The sequence below is a fragment of the Azospirillum canadense genome (genome assembly GCF_025961225.1).
Classification (GTDB): domain Bacteria; phylum Pseudomonadota; class Alphaproteobacteria; order Azospirillales; family Azospirillaceae; genus Azospirillum; species Azospirillum canadense.
Map to the genome: position 1 here is coordinate 994,773 of NZ_JAOQNG010000007.1, position 17,935 is coordinate 1,012,707.

The window sequence follows — 17,935 nt, forward strand, 5'->3', positions numbered from 1 at the left end:
TCGGGATGACGGATGGTCAGGCGGATTGTCAGGCGGGCAGGGGCGCCGGGACGCTGACGCCGAGCGCGCGCGCCCGGTCCGACAGCGCCTCCATCAGCGCCGCCGGAAGCGGGACACCGTCCCGCATCCGTTGTTGGCGGCGGTCGAGCGAGGCCTCGCCGGGCAGCGTCACACGCTCCACCCCCGGCCGCGGTGCGGACGACCGGCAGGCCTGGGCAAGCCAGTCGGCCTGGCGCCGGTACTCCGCCTCACCGCCGAAGGCGGCGGGATCGATCGCCAGCAGGAAGACCGCAGCGCTCCAGCCCTCGCTCAAGTCGGCGCGGCCATGGCCGCTCAGGCACCCCGTCAGCAACTCCACCATCAGGCCGAGCGCGTAGCCCTTGTGCCCGGCGTTCAGCCCGCCCAGCGGCAGGATGGTCCCCGGCGGACTTGCCGCCATGACGTTCGGATCCGTCGAGGGGTGGCCGACGCTGTCCAGCAGGTCGGGGTAGGGCAGGGGCTCGCCCCGCGCCCGATGGGCCGCCACGGCGCCGTTCGTCAGCATCGCCGTCGCCATGTCGACCAGCACCGGCGGGCCGCCGGTTGGCGCGCCGAAGGCGAGCGGGTTGGAGGTCAGCACCGGCGTGGTCCCGCCGAAGGGCGCGACGCTGCTGTGGCCGGGATCGGTCAGCGTCAGGAACAGCAGGAAACCCTGCTCGGTCGCCCGCCGCAGGTAGGTCGCGAGACAGGCGGTGTGGTGGCTGCGCCGGACCGACACGGCACCGATGCCGAAGCGGCGCGCCCGCGTCACCGCCTCTTCCACCGCCCGCAGCATCAGCCAGGGGCCGGGCAGTTTCCGCCCGTCCCAGGTCAGGCAGGCGCCCTGGTCATTGATGATCGAGGGTTCGCCATCCAGGACCATGCCGCCGGTCTCGATCTCCCGCAGATAGTGGGGAAGCAGGGCGAGGCCGTGCGTGGTCTTGCCCAGGCACTCGCCCTCGACCAGGACGTCGGCGACGTCCGCCGCCTTGTCGGCCGGCATGCCTGCCGCGATGAGCAGCGCGCGGGCGAAGCCGGTCAGCGCGTCGGCGCCGTAGTGGGTCGGCTCGGACTGTGTGGTCGTCATGGGCGCACCGCCGGCTTGGGCCAGAAGAGGACGATCAGCAAACCGGCGGCCACCATCATGCCGGCGATCACGGCGACGCTGAACTGCGTGCTCTTGGTCTGGTCGTTCACCCAGCCGATGAAGGCCGGGCTGAAGATGCTGCCGAGGTTGCCGACCGAGTTGATGAAGGCGATGCCGGCCGCCGCCGCGGCCCCGCCGAGGAAGGTCGAGGGCACGGTCCAGAAGACCGGGAAGATCGCCAGGATGCCGGTCGTCGCCAGGGACAGCCCGGCCACGGCGATGGTCAGGTCGGTCGGGAAGGCGGCGCTGACCGCGTAGCCGACGCCGCTCGCCATCGCGCAGAGGGCGAGGTGCCACTTGCGCTCCCCGCTGCGATCGGAATGGCGCGCCACCAGCAGCATACCCAGCCCGCCGATCAGCCAGGGGATAGCCGTCACCTGCCCGACCGCGAAGGCGTCCAGGTTGCCGGCGTTCTTGATCAACTGCGGCATCCAGAAGGTCACGCCGCCCAGGCCGACGAGGATCAGGCAATAGACCGCGGACAGGAACAGCGTGCGCCGGTCGGTGAAGGAACGGCCGATCCCGTGCTGTGCGGCTTCCGTCTGCTCGGCGGCAATGTCGGCCTCGATGGCGCGCTTCTCCGGCTCGCTCAGCCACGCCGCGGTGGCCGGCTTATCGTCGAGCGACCAATAGACCACGAGGCCGAGCAGCACGGCGGGCAGCCCTTCCAGCAGGAACAGCCACTGCCAGCCCGACCAGCCGTTGACCCCGGCGAAGCGGGTGAGGATCCAGCCGCCGAGCGGGCCGCCGGTGATGCCGGACAGCGAGATCGCCGTCATGAACAGCGAGTTCGCCTGGGCGCGGCGGCGGCTGGGAAGCCAGTAGGTGAGGTACAGCACGACGCCCGGCAGGAAACCCGCCTCCATGGCGCCGACGATGAAGCGCATGGCGTAGAAGTGCCAGGGCTGCGTGACGAACATCATCAGCGCCGACGCCAGCCCCCACGATACCATGATGCGTGCGATCCACACGCTGGCGCCGACACGGTGCAGGATGACGTTGCTGGGTATTTCGAAGATGATGTAGCCGACGAAGAACAGGCTGGCGCCCAGGCCGTAGACGGTGTCGCTGAACTTCAGCTCGTCCTGCATCTGCAGCTTGGCGAAGCTGATGTTGACCCGGTCATAATAGGCGACGATGAAACAGAGGATCAGCAGCGGGATGATCCGCCAGCAGACGCGCTTGTAGAGCGCGTCCCGGCCCGCCGCGCCGTCGGCGGCGATGGCTTCGACGCTCATGATCTTTCCTCCCCGGAATATTGTGGCCCCGCGTTTTTGGATCCCGAGCTTTGCGGTTCGGACGGGCTCAGGCCGCCCAGCCGCCGTCGATCACGTGGATCTGGCCGGTCGTGTAGCTGGCGCCCGCCAGATAGAGGACGAGGTCAGCGATCTCCTCCGGCGTTCCGATGCGCCCGATGGGCTGGCGCGCCACGAAGGCGGCGCGGGTCGCCTCGTAATCCCCTTGGGCGCGCAGCCGGTCCTGGAGGGACGGGCTCTCGACCGTCCCCGGACAGATCGCGTTGCAGCGGATCCCCCGCGCGACATAGTCCGCCGCGACGGATTTCGTCAGGCCGATCACCGCGGCCTTGGTCACGCTGTAGGCAAAGCGGTTCGGCACCGCCTTCACACTGCTGGCCACCGAGGCCATGTTGATGATGCTGCCGTCGCCCCGCTCCAGCATGCCGGGCAGCACGGCCCGGATGGTGCGGGCCATCGCCTTGACGTTGAGGTCGAAGGCGAAATCCAGATCGGCGTCGCCGCAGTCCAGCACCGTGCCGTTCTGTACGACACCCGCGCAGTTGAACAGCACGTCGACACGGCCGATCTCGGCGACCAGCCGCTCCACGGCGGCCCCGTCCAGCACGTCGAGACGTCTCCGCTGGAGGCCACCGCCGGGCGGCTCAAGCAGCTTGGCCAGTTTTCCTTCGTCCAGGTCCGTCGCCCAGACCCGCGCGCCGGCGCGTGCGAAGGCCTCGGCGGACGCCCGTCCGATCCCTTGGCCGGCCGCGGTCACCAGCACGACCTTGTTTTCCAAACTCGACATGGTCGATCCCTTGAAAGGTGGGAGGCGCGGTCAGCGTCCCGTGTGGGTGCGGCGGTGCACGACGTGACGGTCGAGCGCCGCCCAATTCCAGTCGATGCCGAGGCCGGGGGCGTCGGACGGGATCGCCTTGCCGGCCTCGATGCGGATCGGCGAGGAGGTCACGAGGTCGAGCTGGGGGATGAACTCCAGCCAGCGGCTGTTCGGCACCGCGCAGCACAGGGGCAGGTGCAGTTCCATCAGGAAATGCGGGCAGACGGGCACGTTGAAGGCTTCCGCCATGTGAGCGACCTTCAGCCAGGGCGTGATGCCGCCGACCCGCCCGACATCGACCTGCACGATGGAGCAGGCGCCGCTTTGCAGGTAATCCTTGAACTGCGACAGGCTGTAGAGGGACTCGCCCACCGCAATGGGCACGCTGGTCGCGGCGGCGAGGCGGCGGTGCGCCTGGACGTCGTCGGCGTGAATGGGCTCCTCGAACCACGCCACGTCGAGATCCTGGTAATGGCGGACGCGGCGGATCGCCTCGTCCAGTGTAAAGCCCTGGTTGGCGTCGGTCATGATCTCCCACCCGGCGCCGACCGCCTCGCGCACCGCGGCGATGCGCCGGACGTCTTCCGCCACGTGCGGGCGCCCGACCTTCAGCTTGGTGCCGCCGAAGCCGCGTTCCTTGGCCCGCAGGGCTTCCTCGACCAGCTCGCGCTCCTCGATGTGGAGCCAGCCGCCCTCGGTGTAGTAGAGGTCGATCCCCTCCTTGGCGCCGCCCGCCAAGCGATGCAGCGGCAGCAGCGCCCGGCGGCCGCGCAGGTCCCACAGCGCCGTGTCGATGGCGGCCAACGCGATCGAGGTCAGGGCGCCGACTGTCGTGGCGTGGACGCGGTAGAACAGGTCGCGCCAGATCCGCTCGATGTCGTCGGCCTCGCGGCCGATCAGCAACGGGACCAGATGGTCGTCGAGCAGCCTGACGACCGACGACCCGCCGGTCCCGATCGTGTAGCTGTAGCCGGTGCCGGTGACGCCGTCGGCGTCGGTGATCCGCACCATCGGCGTTTCCTGGCACTCGAAGCTTTGGATGGCGTCGGTGCGTTTGACTTTGGGTTTCAGGTCCGCCTGTAGGACCTCCACGGAAACGATCTTTGCCACCGGATGTGTCCCTTGTGGTTTTGTCGTGTGTCGTTTTGTCGTGATGTCTCTTTGTTGGGCCGCGAAGCAGGGCGCACAGTGCCCCGTTCCGACGGCCGGCCATGCCGTCGGGCGTGCGTTGCGGGTGCTTGAAGCGAAGCCGCTGGCGGCGCGGGCGATGCGCCGCCGTCAGGTGTGCCCAGGCGTCAGGTGACGGCCACCGGCGCCTCGGCGGTCGTCCAGCCGTCGTAACGCTGCCAGGACATCCGCAGATGACGCTCCAGGGCGGCGGCGGCGGCGTCCTCGTCACCCGACCGGATGGCGTCCAGAATCGCCCGGTGTTCCTCGATCACCGGCGCGATGTCTTGTGGAACCTTGCTGAAAAGCCGTGCGTGATGCAGGTGCGGGTGCAGGTTGCGGACGCTCTGGGCCAGTATCTCGTTGCCGCAGGCGTCCAGCATCGCGTCGTGAAAGCTTTCGTCCGCCTTGTTCGCCGACACGTAGTCCCGCGCCCGCGCGCCGAGCGTGCCCGATTCCAGCGCGTGCAGGCTGTCGGTCATCCGCTCGATCGCGGTGGCCGGCCGAAGCCGCGCGACCTGCCGGGCGGCCCACCCCTCGGCGAGGATGCGGAAGGTCAGAAGCTGCTCGAACCATTCGCGGGTCGGGACGGGCGTGACCGCGAAGCCGGCGAAGGTCGACGACGTCACCAGCCCCATGGCCGACAGCCGCGTCAAAGCCTCGCGGATGGGCGACGAACTGATGTCCAGCTCACGCGAGATGGCGTCGATGTTCAGGCGCCCCCCAGGCTCGTACACGCCGTCCAGGATGCGCTCCTGGAGCAGGTGCATGACCTGGTCCGCAAGGGCGACACGGGAAATGACCGGCTTCTTCGACATGAGGTTCCCCAACTCGTTCTGCGCAGCCTACCGATTGTTCGTGCACCTGTCAATCATGGATCATAAATCGTGCACGATCGCTGATTCGACGCTGGCGACACGTCGGCCCGAGCCGTGCGTCGCATCTCAAGAAAAGACTGGGGGCGCCGGATCCGGCGCCCCCGGGGAGGTCAACCCATGGCTGGCACGCTTTCCGCCAGCAACGTTCCGCCACCCGGAACGACAGGGGCCAAGCCCAGGCGGGTGAGCATGCCGTGCACGGTGCAGACCGCCGTGGAGACGGTCGGGATGCCAAGCATCTCTTCAATGGGACGGATCGCCGGAAGGGACGGCATCTGCACGCAGGCCGACGCGACGACCACGTCCGCCCCCGCCGTCTTCAGCGAACGCACGTCCTCGACCAGCCGCATGGGATCGCGGCGGCCGACCTCCAGGTTGTCGGCGATTTCGAAGCAGCGCCAGTCGATCACCTCGATCCCTTCATGCTCGATGTAGGCGACCACCAACTCGGTCAGCGGCCTCATGTAGGGGGCCATCAGGGAAATGCGCCGTGCGCCGAGCGCCTTCAGCCCCTCGACCAGCGCGCCGGCGGAGGTCATCACCGGCGCGGCGCAGTGGTTCGCGCGGGCGACCTCGGCCAGCTCGCGCTCCACGCTGCGGTGGTGGCCCACGCCCATCGCCATGATGGCGACGAGGCAGGCGGTGCTCATCACGTCGACCCGCGCGTCGGCGAGTTCGGCGGCGCAGCGCAGCCCCTCGCGATTCATCGCCTCCAGCTCCTCCTTCACCACGCGGTGCATGCGCATCCGGCTGGAATGGAAGGTGAAGCGCTCCGGCAGCACCGCCTCGCGGGCGCGCAGCATGGCCGGGATCTCGGTTTCCATGGTGGTGTTGGAGCTGGGCACGATCTGCCCGATGCGGAAGGTCCGGGTCATGTCCTGTTTCCTCGGCTTTGCGCATCGTGGGACATCCGTCCGTTCTGGGACGGTGGTCATCCGGCCAAGCGGAGTGCGGGATTGACGTGGCTCATGGAGCGTAGCAGACGGATTCGATGAGGCGGCGCAGGAGCGGAGGGGCGGTTTTCGTCATCTCGGTGGTTTCGGACGAGATGGCGAAAACCTGTTCGAACCACAGGTGCCGGCGCAGGCGGGCCAACGCATCAGCGAAGGTCGGCGCCGGCTTGGGGTACCACAGGGCGCGCCGCGGCGACAGCGCCAGCCGGTCGGCATGTTGGTGCACGTACAACGTGATCAGCGAATACAGCCCGAACAGCAGCGGCGTCGTGCGGAACACCGCCGGATCGGTCCACTGGCGCTGCGTCGCGATCCCGATGTGGGCGCGACTTTCTTCGTAAGTGGTTTCCATGGACCAGCGACGATTGAACCATTCCAGCACCGTGCGCGGCGGCACCGTCGGATCGGTACACAGGAAGGCTTCGGGCTCGCGCCGGCCGTCGGGATAGCGGACCAGCACCCACAGGATCGGCACGACCGGCTTACCCGCATGATACCACAGCGCCGTGCCGCTGGCGTACTCGATCCAGCCACCGGTGCGCCACTGGGTGCGGCTGGCCTGGACAGCGCGCCGCCAGACCGTCTCCGGGTCGCTCAGCCGAGCGCGCAAGCTCGGCTGCCGGGCTCCCTTGACCGCCGGGCGGCCATAGTGTTGCTCGGCCGGCGGGGGATCGAACAGGGCGGCATCCAAGCGCAAGCGCGTGACGACAATGATGGATGGGCTCAGCGCGTCGAGCAAATCCAGCGCGGCGAACCCGCCGTCCATAACGGCGACCACCAGCCGCTCCGGCAGCCAGCGGTGCAGGCGCCGCAGGACGGCGCGTGCCCAGTCGTTGACCGACCGGTAATGTCGTCCGTGCTCCTGGCACCAGGAGCGGCTGGGCGTCAGCGCGGTGAGCACCGGCAGGCCCCAGATGCGGCCGGCGAACGGCACCTCGACCAGCAGCATGGCGGTCAGCCAGCGCAGGCCGTGGCTGGTGACCCGTCTCTTCTTGGACGACCGCACCGCGTCATAATACTGGCTGGCCGGGCGGATGCACGGGCCGCGCCGGCGCTCCAGAGTGTGATCGACGCCGATGACGACTGGTCCGTCCGGAACGAAGGCGCCGACCAGGGCGTGCAGCAGCGTGCGGGCCAGCACCAACCCCGACCAGGCGTTGCGGTTGAGCACGCGGTGAAACGTCGCGAACCCCGGCTCATCGGCCAGACCGAGGGCGCGCAGCGCATTGGCGACCGTGCGCGGGCCGACCGCCAGCACGGCGCCGACGGCGAGTGCCGCCACCGTGGCGCGGGTGCGTCCGGAGAAGGCCTCCAGGTACGGCCAGAGCCACGCGACGAAGCTTTTGGGGAGGACAATGGGGCGTACCATGGTACACCTCTGGCGGCGCCGGATGTATGACCACCCAACAGACTTGCGCACGCGTGATCGCGATGCCCACGACCGACCCCGTCCTGGAGCGGATTGCCACCTATCCCTGGCCGCGCGGCGGCCTCACCGTCCGCCGGATCAACCGCGGCTACTCACTGTTCAGCGCCCGCACCGGCGCGCCAGTTGCCCGCTTGCGGCCACTGGGCGAGACCAACCGCGTCGAAGTTCTGTGGTGGCGGCGCGAGGCCTGGGGACCGGCTGGACCCTTCGGGGCGGTGTTCGACCTTGAGGACGCTCTCGCCTTCATCGCCGATGAACCGGCCTTCTGGATCCGGGCATGAGGGAAGGAATGCCGTCCCAGATCGCGCAAAGCCGAGGTTTCCTCACGTGCGGGACCGAGCGGGTTGCGGGGGCAGGGCATCGGCGGCACTGCCGGCTGTGCGCGGCAACCGGCCCAGCGCCCAGAGCAGAAGGTTGCCGGCCAGCGCGATCAGGCAGGGCACGGCCGCCACCACCAGCAGGTCGGCGGTGGTCCAGTTCAGCCGCATCAGCTCCCCGCCGACGACCGGCCCGAAGATGGAGCCCAGCCGGCCGATGCCCAGCGCCCAGCCCGCCCCGGTCGAGCGCACCGGCGTCGGGTAGAAGGCGGCGGCGAGCGCGTTCAGCGCGGACTGGCCGCCGAGCACGCAGAAGCCGGCCACCGCGATCACCGTGCCCGCCGTCATCAGCGAGCCCGCCACCTGCCCGATCAGCGCCACGCCGAGCGCCCCGACCAGGAGGTTGATGGACAAGGTCGGGCCGAAGCCGTGCCGGTCGACCAGCCAGCCGAGCAGCAGGTTGCCGACCAGCCCGCCGACCCAGAAAACCGTTCCGACCATCACGGCGGACGAGGTGGCGTGGCCGGCCTCCGTCATGATCACCGGCAGCCAGTTGGCGAGGAAGTAGGCGGCGAGCAGGTTCATGAAGTTCAGCAGCCACAGCAGCGGCGTGCCAACGGCCATGGCACCGCGGAACAGCTCCAGGATCGGGACGCCGCGCGCCGGACGGTCGGCCACGGTCAGCACGGTGTCGGGGCCGATCGACAGGCCCGGCTCGATCCGGGTCAGCCAATGCCGCACCCGGTCCAGGCGCCGTCCCTTCACCGTCAGGTACTGCAGGGATTCCGGCAGCAGGGCCAGCATGGCAATCCCGAGCAGCAGAGGGGCCGCCGCGCCGACGAGGAACACCGAATGCCAGCCATAGGCCGGGATCAGCAGCCCGGCGATGGCCCCACCCACCGCGCCGCCGAGGATGAAGCCGGAGGATGCCACCATCATTAGCGTGATGCGCACCCGCGCCGGGCTGAACTCGCCGGCCAGCGCCACCGCGTTGGGGACGATGGCGCCCATGCACAGGCCGGTCAGGAAGCGCCACCAGCGCAGCTCCTCCACGTTGGTGGCGTGGGCGGTCGCAAAGCTGGCCAGCGCCAGGCACAGCATGGCGGCGACCAGCACCGGCCGGCGCCCGAACCGGTCGGCGACCATGCCCATGACCAGGGCGCCCAGCGTCATGCCCAGCAGCGCCGCGCCGAACACGGCGCCCAGCGCCGCCTTCGCGATGCCCCAGTCCTTGATGATCGCCGGCGCCACGTAGCCCATGGCCTGGACGTCGAAACCATCCACGATCATGCACAGCGTGCACAGCGCGATGACGCGCAGCTGCAGGCCGCCCAGCCGGCTGCGCCCGACGACATCGGAAACGTTGACCGCGCTCATGCCGTCCTCCCCAGAGGTTCGTTGTGGGTCTGCGCCTCGAAGGCGGCGGTGAAATGCGGGTCGCGTTGGCGCAGATCCTCGTGGCTGACCTGCCCGGTGCGCCGCATGTAGTCGTAGGCAAAGCCGACCGGGTCGAGGTGGAGCTTGCCGGCCACCGTCTCGTACCAGTCCAGGCTGCGCGCGGCGGCGCCCTGGAAGCTGGAGGAGGAGCGGCGGCGCTGCGCCTCGAAGGCGGCGAAGGCGGCGGGCAGGTCGCCGGGGTGGTCGGCGATCCCGCGATGCAGGGCGATGGCATCCTGCATCGCCATGCGGGTGCCGGAGCCCAGCGAGAAGTGCACGGTGCGCAGCGCGTCGCCCAGCAGCACGACGTTGCCGTGGTGCCAGCGCTCGTTGCGCACGATGTTCGCCTCGAACCAGTGCGACCGGTTGGTCAGCAGCGGATTGCTGCCGAGGTCGGCGCGAAAGATGTCGGCGCAGGCGCGGCTGCTCTCCTCCTCGTCCATGCGGTCGAAGCCGGCGCGCCGCCACGTCTCTGGATCGACCTCGACCAGGAAGGTGCTGAACTCCGGGCTGTACTGGTAGCTGTGGGCGATGAAGACGCCGGCCTCCGTCTCGCGGAAAATCAGCGAGACGGGGTGGAAGCGCTGGCGCGTGCCGTACCAGGCGAACTTGTTGCGCCGCCGTTCGAAGCTGGGGCGGAACTGCTCCGCATAATGCCGGCGCACCGCGCTGTTGGCGCCGTCCGCCCCGATCAGCAGGTCGGCGTCGCGCGCCAGGGCGTCGATGTCGTCGATGCGCTCCCCGTGGCGGATCTCCACGCCCACCCGCCGGCAGGCGCGCTCCAGCGTCTCCAGCATGGCGAGCCGGGCGGTGCGGGAGAAGTGGTTGCCATGGATCTGCACGCGGGTGTCGCGGTGCACGATCTCCATGTAGTCGCAGCACTCGTGCCCGGCGGTGAACTCGGCGAAGAAGTCGGGGTCCGCCTCCTTCAGGAAGGACAGGCCGACGTCGGAGAAGACCACCCCCCAGCCGTAGGTGGCGCCGCGCGGGTTCTGCTCGAAGATGCGGATGTCGTGCGACGGGTCGTGCTTCTTGGCGAGCAAGGAGAAATAGAGGCCGGCCGGGCCGCCCCCGATGACGGTGATCTTCATTCCGGGTCTCCTTCCGCCGCGCAGGCGGCGCGGTAGCGCTCCAGCGCCTGCCGGAACGCGGGGGGGATGTCGATGGAGCGGCGCTCGCCGCGGGCGACGCAGACCGGGGTCAGGTGCGCCAGGAAGGCGATGTCGCCGGTCAGCGTGCGGGCGCAGATTTGCAGCACGTAGGTCCGGCTGCGGATGTCGGCGACCGTGACGGTCATCTCGAACTCCTCGTCCGGCCGCAGGGAGCGGCGGAAGTCGAAGTCGAGCGCCCGGGTCGGCGTGCCGAACCCCTGCTCGTCCTTGGCACGCTGCGGGGTGGTGCCGAACAGGCTGCCGTAGAACAGCTCGGCCGCCGCGATCACGTATTCGGCGAAGGCGACCGTGTAGACGACGCCGGCCGGGTCGCACTCCCCCCACTTCACGCGGCGGCGGATCACCAGTGGGGCGGTGCGGACGACGTATTCCGTCGCCACAAAGTCGGACGGGGTCATGGCGCAAACTCCCCCGTCTCCGTCGCGATCTTTTCGGCGATCAGGGTTTTCAGCGCAGGCTTGTCCAGCTTGCCGACGCGGGTCAGGGGAAATTCCTCCAACACCTCGACGCGTTCCGGGCATTTGTATTTCGCCAGCCCGCAGCCGGTCAGGAAGGCGCCCAGCTCCTGCACGTCGGGGGCCGGCATGCCGGGCCGTGTGATGATGAAGATGCAGCCCTTTTCTCCGTAGAGCGGGTCGGGCATGGCGACCAGCTTGGCGTCGGCGACGCTGGGGTGGCGGCTGACGTAGGCCTCCACCTCCTCGCAGCCGATCTTCTCGCCGCCGCGGTTGATGTTGTCGCGCAACCGGCCTTCGAAGGCGTAGCAGAGCCGCCCGTCAACCTCGTGCGCCGTCATGATGTCGCCGGTGCGGTAGAAGCCGTCGGCGGTGAAGGCCGTGGCGTTGGCATCCGGGTTGTTGACGTAGCCGCGCAGGCTCGACGGGCCGCGGAAGCACAGCTCGCCCATCCGGCCCGGCGGCACCGGCGTCTCGGTACCCGGTTCCAACAGCCGGATTTCGTCCTGCGGACAGCCGGATGTGCCCTGCGTACGGTGCCGCCGCTCCACCGGCGCGTCCGCCGGGGAGCCGAGCAGCAGCCCCTCGGTGATGCCGTAGAGGTTGGAGCAGGGCACGCCGATGTGCTCCTCCAGCTTGTCGGCGCGGCTCATCGTCGCGAACAGGCGCAGGGACGACAGGTCGTGCCGGCCGACGTCGGTGTAGCCCATCAGCTGCGGTGCGATGGGGCCGACCGACAGGGCGTGGGTGACGCGGTGCGCCTCCACCAGTTCCAGCATGCGCCGGATGTCGACCTTCGGCATCAGTACGACGGTCGCGCCGCCCAGAATCATCGGGATCAGCGCGTAGACCTGGGCGGCGTTGTGCAGCAGGGGCAGCGACCACAGGATGCGGCTGTCCGCCGTCATGCGGTAGAGCCCCATCAGGTGCCGCACATGGCCGAGGTACTCGGCGTGGAAGCGCGGGATGATCTTCGGCAGACCGGTCGTGCCGCCGGACAGCTGGAAGGTCAGCACGTCCTGCGGCCCGAAGGGCAGGGCGGCCAGCCGGTCGCGCACCGCGTCCGCCGGCGTGGCGGCGATCAGCTCGTCCAGCGCCAGTCCGGCGGCGGACGCTTCGCCCCGTGCGACCACGAGGTGTTTCAATGCCCCGTGCCGTTCCATCATGGACGCGGCGAAGCCGACAAGGTCGAAGCGGCTGAAGTCGGCCTGGACGAAGTAACCACGGGCACCGCTCTGCCGGGCCAGCTCGCCGATTTCCACCTCGCGGTGCTGCGGCAGCGTGCAAACGGGGATGATCCCCGCCTTGACGCAGGCGGCCAGCGCCACGACCGTTTCCACCGTCGTGCCCATCTGGAAGATCGCCCGGTCGCCGGTGGCGAGGCCGAGGTCCAGCAGGGCCGCGGCCAGCCGGTCGCTCGCCTCATTCAGTTCGGCGAAGGTGACGGTCCGCTCGTCGCTGATCAGCGCCGGCTTGTCGGGATGGCGCGCGGCGCTGGCGCGCAGCGCGTCACCGACGGTCGACGGGATCCAGGCGCCGTTGGCAAGATACTGTTCGGCCTGGTCGGCCGGCGTGTAGACGACACCGCTTATGGGATTGCGGATTGCTGTCATCTCTGTCCTCCCCTTTGTGCGTGGTCTTTCGCGGGCTAGGCGGCGGGGGCGATGACGACGCGGTCACGGTCGAAGATTTCGATCCGGCCGCGGACGCCACCGGTGAACAGCCCGTACCAGACCGCCGGCTTCAGCCCGAGCGCGCGGCGCTGGAACTCCACCGGGCCGGCGGCGTCGATGCGGTCGTGGGTGTCCAGTGCGGTGACGGTGCAGTCGCCGCGCTCCCGGGCCGCGCGGGTCAGGCAGGCGAACTCCTCCAGCCGCGGCACGAAGATGCTGACCGGCGCCGCCGCGGGACCGCCCTGCGCGTCGAGCAGCGCGGACTTGCGCGTCCAGACCTCGTCGATGGCGGTGACGCGCCGCCCCCCGGCCGCTGCCGCGTCCTCCACCTCCAGCGCGGCGCGCAATGTCAGGGCGGCGTCGGTGGAATCGATGGCGTTCAGCGGTCGCAGCTTGCGCGTGATCTCCACGAAATAGCCGTTGGGATCGCGCACGTAGATGGACTCGATCACCTCGTGCGCGGTCTCGACCGAAACGGTCAGGCCTGCGGCCTCCAGGCGCCGCTTCCAGGCCTTCAGCTCCTCCTCGCTGTCGACGAGCCAGGCGGTGTGGGTGGCGTCGAAGACGTGGTCGTCCGGCAACGGGCGCATCTCCGCGCGCCCGTCCAGCGCCTGGGGCTGGTCGGAGCCGAGATAGTAGAAGAAGGCGATGGTGCTGCCGTTTCCGCTGTCGAAGAAGAAGTGCAGGAAGTCGGGGTGGGTGGCGGGGCCCCAGCCGCGCGCCGAGATGACGTGGACGAGCGGCAGGCCGAGCTTGTCGCGGTAGAATTCCACCGTTTCGCGCAGCTTCCAGGTCGGGCGGGCGGAATGGTCCACGCCGCGCAGGCGCAGCCGCGTCGCGGGTTGGTCGAGCATGCTGGTCTCCTTGGAACGTAATTCTTCGGGGGCGGCGTTCAGCCGCCGAAATGGTCGCGCAGCCAAGCGCCGACCGCCCGGCCAGCGGCGGTGCGCCCCGGCTCCTCCTCCGGCGTCAGCGCCCGGCCGTGGTGGTCGCCGCGGATGCGCAGGTGGGTCTTCCGCCGGTTGGCAAAGCCGTCGAACAGCGCGGCGGCGGTCGACGGGAAGGTCGAGACGTCGCCGGTGTATTCGACGAGCAGCAACGGCTGCTCGATGGCCGGGGCGGTCTTGTGCAGGGCGGCGTTGGACGACAGGCCCGACCAGGTGGACAGCCACGCCTCCGGCGAGCAGACGCGGGCGAAGCCGACCGCGCCGTAGTTGGAGGTGAAGGGATCCCGCCCCCACAGCGTGCCGTAGCCGCGGTCGGAGGGGTCGAGGCTGGGATCGAAGCAGCGCAGGTCGGCGTCGGTCCGCCAGACGGTCATCAGCGGAGTATGGGCGCCGCGCCGCCGGTCGTCGGCGCTACCGGTCTCCTTGGCGCGCTTCCGGGCGGCCAGCCGCTCCGCGATCAGGGCGTGCGCCCGCTCGTCCAGCCGGGCGACGCGCGCTTGCTGGGCGGCGCGGTAGCGCTCCACGAAGGCCGGATCGTAGCGGGATGGCCCCGGCGGCTCCGCGAAGCCGTTCGCCGGGCTGAAAGGGTCGAGCGCCGGGTCGACCGACAGCGCGTCGTCCTCGTCGGTCACCGACGGGTCGATGCAGCCCATCAGCAGCATGCCCTGGCCGGGGTGCGGGGCGACCAGCATCAGCCCGTCCGCCACCGGCATCTCCAGCGTCGCAAGGTTGGTCGGCCGGCCGCCGGGGGTGCGGGCGATCCGCCGCTCCGGCGCCAATTGCGACTGCTGCATGTAGAAGGCGTAGAGGCTGCCGCCGCCGGAATTGCCGAGCAGGACGATGCGGCGGAAGCCCTGGGCGCGCAGGAAGGACAGGCCGGCGGCGACGTCGAACAGCGCCGTCTCGTGCTCCAGTCGGCTGTCGTTGCCGACGGCGCGCGGCGACTGCGACCACGCCGCGAAGCCCGCCTCCACGATGTCCGGGACCAGGTAATGGCAGGCCATGAACTCCCGCGGGTGCATGATGCACACCACGGTGTCGCTGCGGCCGCGCACATACAGCGTGCCGCCCGTGGCCGCCCGGTCGGCCGTGCGCAGCGCCACGTTGCGCGTCACCGTGCCGTCGGGAAGGTCGCGGGGGTTCCAGTCGGTGTTGAGAAATCCGGCCGTTGCTGATTGGTCTGCCAACCGCTGTGCGGCAGGCGCGGCTGTGCCCAAGTCCGGCATGTCCGTCGTCTCCCCTTCCAAGGGCGGGGCGATCCGCCCGTATGGTCGTGATTGGTGGCTGGCGTGGCGCTCCGCCAATGATCCAGCCCTGTTTTTTGACACTGTGACGAATAATTGACGCCACCGTCAATAGGCTGAAATTCCTGTCAAGGCGCGAATTGCCGCAGCTTTTGTGGGGCTGACGCCGTTCGGGGCAGCGTTTTCAAAGGCTTCGATGGTCGGGGGTATCGAACGGACCGTTCGCCAGCACTTCAAAAATTTGACGCGCGCGTCAAATGCACCCATGCTGCGGGCATGACCGTCAATGAAAAGAAACCCGGCGGAGGGGATGGGGTGAGCAGAACATCGGCCAAGGCGGAAACCGGCCGGAAGGCGCTGCTGCGCCAGAGCGTGCTCGACGCCGCGGCGAAGCTGTTCGCCGAACGCGGCTTCGCGGGCACCAGCTTCCAGGACATCGCCGATGCGCTGAACGTCGGGCGCACGGCGCTCTATTACTACTTCAAGAGCAAGGAGGAGGTGCTGGCCTCACTGGTGGAGGAGGTCACCGTCGTCAGCGACCGGCAGTCGGCCCTGCTCTCCGCCCGGACCGACGACGATCCGGTCGATGTGCTGCGCTCCATGGTCAGCGGCCATGTGGAGCTTCTGCTCTCGCACGCCCTCCAGTTCCGCGTCGTGGACCGCACCGAGGTGGAACTGCCACCCGACGTGCGCGCGGTGCATGAACGCTCCAAGCGGGCCGTGCTCGACCATTTCACGGCGCAGATCGCGCGCGGCATCCAGCAGGGCGTGTTCCGTCCGGTCGATGCCCGGGTCGCCGCGTTCGCGCTGATCGGCATGTGCAGCTGGACGACCTGGTGGTTTCACGAGGGCGGGCGCAAGACGGCCAGGGAGGTTGCCGGTATCCTCGCGGATCTGGCCGTGCATGGCCTCTTGCGGTCGGACGATCAGCGCAAGACGTCCGGGGATCCCGGCGATCTGTTCCGCCAGTTGCACGAGAACCTGGATTGCCTGGAAATTCTCTACAAGCAACGGACTGCGGCCCCCTGAGAGGGGGTCTTGAAGGGCCTTACCCGACGCGGTGTTCGGGCGATGCCGACGGGATCAGGTCGCGCGCGGCGCACAGCTCAAGGATTCGGATGGGCTCCTGAAACCCGCGCGGCCGAACCGTGTCGACCACGCGGAACACGAAGCGCTCGGGCACGCGCCCGGCGACCGCCGCGCTCACCAGGATGTCCGTGCCGTAGTCCTTGTTGAGCGATTCCAGGCGGGCGGCCAGATTGACCGTCGCGCCGAGGACGGTGTAGGCCATCCGGTCGGTGGAGCCGATGGTGCCGACCACAGCCTCCCCGGTGTGAAGCCCGAACCGCGTCCGGTAGGCCGGCCAGCCCTCCTGTTCGAAGGCGGCGTTGAGTTCCTGGATCGCCGTCCGGCAGGCCAGAACGGCGGCGCAGGCGCGGGCGACGTGATCGGGATCGTCCGCCGGCGCGTTCCAGATCGCCATGACGGCGTCGCCGATGAATTTGTCGACCGTGCCGCCATGCTCCATGATCGCGGCGGACAGCACGCCGAGGTAGCGGGATGTCTGGATCATCACCTGCTCAGGCGCCACCTTTTCGGTGATCGCGGTGAATCCCTCGATGTCGGTGAAGAGAACCGTCACCTCGCGACGGGCGCCGCCCAGCCGCAGCGCCGCGCCCGTCGTGACCAGCTGCTGGACCAGACGCTTGGGCACGAAACGGGCGAAGGTCAGCACCACCGTCCGCATGGTGGCCACGGAACGCCCGAGATCGTCGATTTCCCGGATCAGGGACCGGACCGTCATTGGCGGACTGGTCGTGTCGAAATGCTGGATGCGATCGGTTTCCATGGCCAGGATCTTCATGGACCGCGACAGCCGCGCCCCGATCCACCAGACGATGGGGAGGAGCGCCGCAACGAACGCGAGGGCCAGGACGATCAGCCGCCGCCGTCCGGCCTCGACCTCGCCGAAGAACTCGTCGAGCGGGACGACGACGGCCAGCCTCAGCCGGGCGGAGCCCGCCGACCGGATGGACCGGAAGGCCGCCACATAGGTTCGCCCGTCGGCGGACCCCGTGAAGATCTGCTCCGCCGCGCCGCCGGCCTGCCACGCGTCCAAAGGGGGATTGATGTCGACATCCAGCACCTGGTCGAGGCGCGGCAATTCCAGCGGTCCACCCGGGACCCGTTGGTGCAGGAACGCCGCCAAGCGCGGATGGGCGACCACGCGCCCGCGGTCGTCGAAGAGCAGCACGACGCCCGACGTTCCCAGCTGCTGGGCGCGCAGGAACGCCCCGATGTCGGCCAGGAGGATGTTCCCCGCCACGACTCCGCGCTGGTCATCGTGGAACGGCAGCCGGACCGTGTAGCCCGGCAGCGGGGTGAACACGGGCACATAGGGATCGGTGACGGCACCGGCGTCGGCGTCGAACGCCGTGCGATACCAGGGGCGCGTGCGCGGATCGTAGGCCGTCTCGCGCTCCGCCTCCGCGATGGTCGAAAGCTCGGCCGACAGATAGCGCGTGACCTGTGTGCGCGTGCGTTCCTCCAGCACCGCGCCGATGATGGCGAGCCGGAAGGCGGCCCCGGGCGGCGCGCCCATCTGCCGGCGCCCCGCATCGCCGACCTGGTCCAGGTCGTCCAATTCGAGGTAGGTGCCATCGTCGTAACCGACATACAGGTTGTAGATCTGCTCATGCCGGCGCAGCAGCGCGGCCATCACCGCGTAAAGGGGCGGATTGTTCCCGATGGCGCTGGACCCGATGGCGGGGAGCTTCGCCATCACCTCCAAGGTGTCGAGAACATCCTTGAACTGGCCGTCGACGCGGTCGGCCGTGTGCTCCGCGACGCGGTCGATGAACGCCAGGGCCGCAGAGCGGGTGATCGACCGTGCCCGGTCGAAGCTCAGGACGACCAGCCCAAGCCCCACCACAAGCACAAGAACCACGAACATCGACGTGATCGAGAGTTGATAGCTGAGACGCACGCGCATGCCTCAACCCTCTGGTTCCTTCGCGGCCGCGGG

At 69.3% G+C, this 17,935-nt stretch carries 16 protein-coding genes; 2 read left to right on the forward strand and 14 right to left on the reverse strand.

Translation table 11 applies throughout. From position 1 onward, the window contains the following. Positions 1-28: 28 nt before the first annotated feature. The 7 genes from M2351_RS32195 to M2351_RS32225 all read right to left on the reverse strand — a co-directional run bounded on the left by M2351_RS32195 (position 29) and on the right by M2351_RS32225 (position 7,605). Complete coding sequence (locus M2351_RS32195; RefSeq protein ID WP_264660074.1) at positions 29-1,105, reverse strand: Ldh family oxidoreductase; 1,077 nt, start codon at positions 1,103-1,105, stop codon at positions 29-31. Beyond that, the gene (locus M2351_RS32200; protein WP_264660075.1) at positions 1,102-2,403 is read right to left on the reverse strand and encodes an MFS transporter; all 1,302 of its coding nucleotides are present in this window, start codon (positions 2,401-2,403) and stop codon (positions 1,102-1,104) included. The genes M2351_RS32195 and M2351_RS32200 overlap by 4 nt, the downstream gene beginning before the upstream one ends. 67 nt (positions 2,404-2,470) lie before the next feature. After that, positions 2,471-3,208, reverse strand: a complete 738-nt coding sequence (locus M2351_RS32205; RefSeq protein ID WP_264660076.1) for an SDR family oxidoreductase — start codon at positions 3,206-3,208, stop codon at positions 2,471-2,473. A gap of 30 nt (positions 3,209-3,238) precedes the next feature. Next, entirely contained in the window at positions 3,239-4,348 is a 1,110-nt protein-coding gene (locus M2351_RS32210; RefSeq protein ID WP_264660077.1) for a mandelate racemase/muconate lactonizing enzyme family protein, read from the reverse strand. A gap of 185 nt (positions 4,349-4,533) precedes the next feature. After that, a complete protein-coding gene (locus tag M2351_RS32215) occupies positions 4,534-5,223 on the reverse strand; it encodes a GntR family transcriptional regulator (RefSeq protein WP_264660078.1) in 690 nt (229 codons plus the stop codon). Positions 5,224-5,393: 170 nt separating this feature from the next. Beyond that, complete coding sequence (locus M2351_RS32220; RefSeq protein WP_319801951.1) at positions 5,394-6,158, reverse strand: maleate cis-trans isomerase family protein; 765 nt, start codon at positions 6,156-6,158, stop codon at positions 5,394-5,396. Between the two features lie 91 nt (positions 6,159-6,249). Further along, positions 6,250-7,605: an IS701 family transposase gene (locus tag M2351_RS32225; RefSeq protein ID WP_264657647.1), complete on the reverse strand. Its 1,356-nt coding sequence runs from the start codon at positions 7,603-7,605 to the stop codon at positions 6,250-6,252. A gap of 62 nt (positions 7,606-7,667) precedes the next feature. On the opposite strand from M2351_RS32225, the gene M2351_RS32230 reads away from it, so the two are divergent. Continuing rightward, the gene (locus M2351_RS32230; protein WP_264657648.1) at positions 7,668-7,946 is read left to right on the forward strand and encodes a hypothetical protein; all 279 of its coding nucleotides are present in this window, start codon (positions 7,668-7,670) and stop codon (positions 7,944-7,946) included. 42 nt (positions 7,947-7,988) lie between these two features. Here M2351_RS32230 and M2351_RS32235 read toward each other — a convergent pair whose 3' ends face one another. The 6 genes from M2351_RS32235 to M2351_RS32260 are packed head-to-tail and all read right to left on the reverse strand — an operon-like array spanning position 7,989 to position 14,892. Continuing rightward, positions 7,989-9,359 (reverse strand): MFS transporter, encoded by a 1,371-nt coding sequence (locus M2351_RS32235; protein WP_264660079.1) that lies wholly within the window; start codon positions 9,357-9,359, stop codon positions 7,989-7,991. Further along, the gene (locus M2351_RS32240) at positions 9,356-10,510 is read right to left on the reverse strand and encodes an FAD-dependent monooxygenase (RefSeq protein WP_264660080.1); all 1,155 of its coding nucleotides are present in this window, start codon (positions 10,508-10,510) and stop codon (positions 9,356-9,358) included. Before M2351_RS32240 ends, M2351_RS32235 begins: the two co-directional genes overlap by 4 nt. After that, a complete protein-coding gene (locus tag M2351_RS32245; protein ID WP_264660081.1) occupies positions 10,507-10,989 on the reverse strand; it encodes an acyl-CoA thioesterase in 483 nt (160 codons plus the stop codon). The genes M2351_RS32240 and M2351_RS32245 overlap by 4 nt, the downstream gene beginning before the upstream one ends. Further along, positions 10,986-12,659 carry an AMP-binding protein gene (locus M2351_RS32250; protein WP_264660082.1) on the reverse strand — a complete coding sequence of 558 codons (1,674 nt, stop codon included), beginning with the start codon at positions 12,657-12,659 and terminating at the stop codon, positions 10,986-10,988. Before M2351_RS32250 ends, M2351_RS32245 begins: the two co-directional genes overlap by 4 nt. A gap of 35 nt (positions 12,660-12,694) precedes the next feature. Further along, positions 12,695-13,573, reverse strand: coding sequence for a VOC family protein (locus M2351_RS32255; RefSeq protein ID WP_264660083.1), 879 nt, complete (start codon positions 13,571-13,573; stop codon positions 12,695-12,697). 38 nt (positions 13,574-13,611) lie between these two features. Then, on the reverse strand, positions 13,612-14,892 hold the full coding sequence (locus M2351_RS32260) for an alpha/beta fold hydrolase (RefSeq protein ID WP_264660084.1): 1,281 nt from the start codon (positions 14,890-14,892) through the stop codon (positions 13,612-13,614). A gap of 333 nt (positions 14,893-15,225) precedes the next feature. Here M2351_RS32260 and M2351_RS32265 point away from each other — a divergent pair, with 333 nt between their 5' ends. Beyond that, positions 15,226-15,939: a TetR/AcrR family transcriptional regulator gene (locus M2351_RS32265; RefSeq protein WP_264660085.1), complete on the forward strand. Its 714-nt coding sequence runs from the start codon at positions 15,226-15,228 to the stop codon at positions 15,937-15,939. A gap of 19 nt (positions 15,940-15,958) precedes the next feature. On the opposite strand, the gene M2351_RS32270 is transcribed toward M2351_RS32265, so the two are convergent. After that, positions 15,959-17,902 (reverse strand): adenylate/guanylate cyclase domain-containing protein, encoded by a 1,944-nt coding sequence (locus M2351_RS32270; RefSeq protein WP_264660086.1) that lies wholly within the window; start codon positions 17,900-17,902, stop codon positions 15,959-15,961. Positions 17,903-17,935: the final 33 nt, after the last annotated feature.